This window comes from Chrysiogenia bacterium, from assembly GCA_020434085.1.
In the GTDB taxonomy this organism is placed as follows: Bacteria; JAGRBM01; JAGRBM01; order JAGRBM01; family JAGRBM01; genus JAGRBM01.
Genome location: JAGRBM010000189.1, coordinates 1 through 4049, shown reverse-complemented (window position 1 = coordinate 4049; position 4049 = coordinate 1). Strand labels below are relative to the sequence as shown.

6 protein-coding genes are annotated in these 4049 nt (G+C 63.7%); 5 read left to right on the top strand and 1 reads right to left on the bottom strand.

The window, feature by feature from the left end; all coding sequences use genetic code 11:
* A partial coding sequence (locus KDH09_06340; GenBank protein ID MCB0219298.1) for an AMP-binding protein occupies positions 1 to 1015 on the bottom strand: 1015 nt, incomplete at its 3' end.
* A gap of 211 nt (positions 1016 to 1226) precedes the next feature.
* Here KDH09_06340 and KDH09_06335 point away from each other — a divergent pair.
* From KDH09_06335 to KDH09_06315, 5 genes are all read left to right on the top strand, one after another.
* Positions 1227 to 2399, top strand: coding sequence for an RNA polymerase factor sigma-32 (locus tag KDH09_06335; GenBank protein ID MCB0219297.1), 1173 nt, complete (start codon positions 1227 to 1229; stop codon positions 2397 to 2399).
* 47 nt (positions 2400 to 2446) lie between these two features.
* A complete protein-coding gene (locus tag KDH09_06330; GenBank protein ID MCB0219296.1) occupies positions 2447 to 2746 on the top strand; it encodes a nucleotidyltransferase family protein in 300 nt (99 codons plus the stop codon).
* A 28-nt stretch (positions 2747 to 2774) separates the two neighbouring features.
* On the top strand, positions 2775 to 3089 hold the full coding sequence (locus KDH09_06325) for a DUF86 domain-containing protein (GenBank protein MCB0219295.1): 315 nt from the start codon (positions 2775 to 2777) through the stop codon (positions 3087 to 3089).
* Positions 3090 to 3154: 65 nt separating this feature from the next.
* Positions 3155 to 3562 (top strand): hypothetical protein, encoded by a 408-nt coding sequence (locus KDH09_06320; GenBank protein MCB0219294.1) that lies wholly within the window; start codon positions 3155 to 3157, stop codon positions 3560 to 3562.
* Positions 3563 to 3634: 72 nt separating this feature from the next.
* The coding region (locus KDH09_06315; GenBank protein ID MCB0219293.1) for a hypothetical protein at positions 3635 to 4049 on the top strand (415 nt) is incomplete at its 3' end.

The following is a 4049-nucleotide window of genomic DNA, read 5'->3' as shown; positions in this document are numbered from 1 at the left end:
GCGCGCCCTCATACATCACGGTCGTCACGCCGTTGGCCAGCGCACCGTAGACCACGTAGCTGTGTCCGGTGATCCAGCCGATGTCGGCGGTGCACCAGAAGATGTCGTCGGGCTTCAAGTCGAAGATAAACTTCGTCGTCGTGTAGGCGTAGGTCAGATACCCGCCCGTGCCGTGGTAGATGCCCTTGGGCTTGCCCGTGGTTCCCGACGTATAGAGGATGAACAGCGGGTGGTTGGCATCCAGGCGCTCGGCCGGGCAATCCTCGCTGGCCTCTGCCATGGCTTCGTGCCACCAGATGTCGCGGCCATCGGTCCACTTCACGTCGTTGCGGCAGCGCTGCACGACGAAGACCTTCTTGATGTCGGCATTGCCGGCGATGGCCTCGTCCACCGTGTCCTTGAGGGGCACGGGCTTGCCGCGGCGGTAGCCGCCGTCGGCGGTGACGATGGCCGAGACGCCCGCGTCGTGGCAGCGGTCGGCAATGGCCTGGGCCGAGAAACCGCCGAAGATGATCGAGTGCGTGGCGCCGATGCGCGCGCAGGCGAGCATGGCGATCGCCAGCTCGGGGATCATGGGCATGTAGAGCGCCACGCGGTCGCCGGTGGCAACGCCGTTGTCCTTGAGCACGTTGGCGAACTTGCAGACTTCCTTGTGGAGTTCCTTGAAGGTAATGCGCTTGGTCTCGCCGGGCTCGCCTTCCCAGATGATCGCCTCGTGGTCGCCGCGGGTGGCCAGGTGCCGGTCCACGCAGTTGTGGCAGGCATTGATCTCGCCGCCGGTGAACCAGCGCGCGACCGGCGGATTCCACTCGAGTTCCTTGTCCCACTTCTTGAACCAGTCGAGCTTGCGCGCCGCGCCGGCCCAGAATTTATCGCCCGAGTCGATGGAGCGCTTGTACTCGCGCTCGTAGGCCTTCTCGGTCTTGATGTGGGCATCTTTTGAGAACTGGCGCGCGGGCGCGAAAGAACGCGCCTCGTGCATGATTGATTCGATCTTTTCCGATTGGTCCGACATGTTTCCCCTCCTGAAAACAGCCCGGCAACGAGGTGCCGGACCGATTCGCCCGCTTTTGTGGCGATCGGCTTCTCTGGCCGAGGCGGCTGCAGGCCCTGCCGCCCACTTTATCAGTATCTGGAGCCCCCCAGCCCGGGGCAGCTCTCGAAATCGTCCGTGAATGCAGTAATATACGCCGCGAAGCCCCGGAAGCAAGGAACGCACGAGCGCCATGAGTGCCACGCCGGTAAAGAAAAAACGGAAAAAGAGTGCCAAAAAGGCCGCCAAGAAGGCCACCGGCACCCGTGCGAGCACTGCGAAGAAGAAGGCGCCCGCCACGGGCGCGAAGAAGGTCCGCAAGAAAAAAACCCGGAAAAAGGCCTCCAAGGCCGCCGAGGGCGTCCGCTACGAGGAACTCGAACCCGGCGCCGCCCCCGAGGATTCCGAAGAGCTTGAAGAGCCCTCCGCCGAGCTCGAGAGCTTCACCGACGAGGACGGCCTCGAAGACGAAGAAGAGGGCGAAGAGAGCCCTGCCCTCCCCGCCGTGATCGAGAGCGGCCCCAGCCCCGCGCTTCGCGACACGCTCTCTTCCTACATGGCGCAGGCGCAGAAGTATCCCCTGCTCACCCGCGAGGAAGAACACGACCTGGCCGTGCGCCTGCACGACGACCAGGACCAGGACGCCGCTTTCCGGCTGGTGACCTCGAACCTGCGGCTGGTCGTCAAGCTCGCCTGGGAATATCGCAGCGCCCACAAGAACCTGCTCGACCTGGTGCAGGAGGGGAACATCGGCCTGATGATGGCCGTCAAGAACTTCGACCCCTACAAGGGGGTTCGCCTTTCGAGCTATGCGCAGTACTGGATCCGCGCCTACATGCTCCGCTACATCATCAACAACTTCCACCTCGTGAAACTCGGCACCACCCAGGCCCAGCGCAAGCTCTTCTTCAACCTGCGAAAAGAGAAGGCGCGTCTCGAACGCGAGGGTTTCAAACCCACGCCGCAGTTGCTGGCAAAGAACCTCGACGTGCGCGAGGACGAAGTGCGCGAGATGGACGCGCGGCTCACCGGCGGGGAAGTGAGCATGGACATGCCGCTGGGCGACGAGGGCAACGTCACGATGGCGAACTTCATCCCCGATGAGCACGAGAGCGCAGAAGAAGCCGTCGCTGAGTCGGACACCATGGAGCGCTTCCGCGCCGCACTGGCCGAGTATCGAAAGACCCTCGAAGAGCGCGACGCCTACATCTTCGACAAACGCCTCATCGCCGAGGACCCGCTCACCCTCGAAGAGATCGGCAACGAATTCGGCGTTTCCAAAGAACGCGCCCGCCAGCTCGAAGAGCGCATCAAGAAGAACCTCAAGAAATTCCTCGACCAGCGCGGACAGGAGTTCGAGATCTAGTGGCGAGAAAGTCTGTGCTATAATTCCTTCCCACACGGAGGCCCGCCATGAGCCGCGCGCGCATCGACATCGACAGGGAGCAGATCGCCGAGTTCTGCCGCCGCCACCACATCCGAAAGCTCTCGCTGTTCGGATCGGTCCTGCGCGAGGATTTCGGCCCCGACTCCGATGTGGACGTGCTGGTGGAATTCGAGGAGGGACACACGCCCGGACTCGCGTTCTTCGGCATGGAGATCGAGCTGGCCGAGCTGCTCGGACGGAAGGTGGACTTCCTGACGCCGGAGTTCATCAGCCCCTGTTTCCGCGACAACGCGCTTCGCGAATCGGAACCCGTCTATGTCGTTTGAGCGTGACCCGATCGATGCACTGGGGGATATGCGCGACCACGCCCGTGAAGCCATCGAGTTCACAAAGGGCAAAACGCTCCCCGAAGTTCAGTCTGATCGAATGCTCTCGCTGGCACTCACCCGGCTGCTGGAGATTGTGGGTGAAGCTGCAACACGAATCCCCGAAGAGATGCGCGCCAAATACCCCGGCATTCCCTGGCCCCAGATCGTCGGCCTGCGCAATCGCCTGATCCATGGGTACGACTCCATCGACTATGAGATTTTGTGGGAGATACTTCATGTCGACCTGCCCCCGCTGATCTCGCAACTCGAAGAAATCCTCACCTCTCTTAAATCCGAATGATCCGCCCGGCGCTGTTGTTCCTTCTGGGGGCATTGTTTCTCCTCCCCGCCTGCGCGAAGCCCACCGTGGCGCTGCGTGGGGTGAGCGATGCGCGCCTTGTTTCGGCACGGCTCATCCGCGTGCTGCCCGAGCCGGAGGTGGAGCTGCGGGGTGAGCTGGAGCTGGAACTGCTGGTCACGGGGGTGGACTCTCTGACCCTGCGCGACCTTGTCTGGCGGGTGCGCATGGGGGAGGAAACCCTGGTGCGCGGCGGGGAGCCGGCGCTCGAACTGCGCGTCGATGAGCGCGGCATCGCACGCACGCGCATCACCTTCGAGTTTCTGCCGCGCCCGGCGGCGCTGCTGCGGGAGTTTGCCGCTCCGGTTGTGGTCGAAGCCTCCGCCGTGGCGGACCTCGGGCTCTACGACTATCCCATTTCGCTCGAGCGCGAGATCCCCGTCGCCGACATGGTGCGCCAGAGTCTTGGCTTCTGAGCCCTCGCCTGCCGCGTTTGCCGTGGTAGAGTGTGCAGACACTGGAGAGAGCGGCGGACGAGGCAAGGCAGCGTGAGCGGGAGCGAGCCGAAAAATCCGGGATTCTTTGCGCGGGCGAGCGACCGCCTGCGCGGCGTGCTGGGCTGGTCCGATGCCGCCAAGTGCGCGCTCATCTGCGCGCTGGTTGTCCCGTGGCCCTTCCTCAACATGCTCACCGCGCGCGGGCTGGTGGCGAACCCCGACATCGCGCCCTTTCTCAACCGCGGCATCTACAAGCCCATGCTCTACACGCAGCTGGCATCCGCCTTTGTGTGGACGGCGCTGCTCTTTGTCTCGCTCCTGGCGCGGATCAAGGCGCCATCCTCGCGCATTCTGGTCAACACCGTCCTCCAGTGCTTTGCCATCGGCAACGCGATCATCGTCTACTTCGCCGGCATGTGGACCACGCCCGGGCCCATGGCGCTCGTGGTGGGACTGCTCGCAGGCG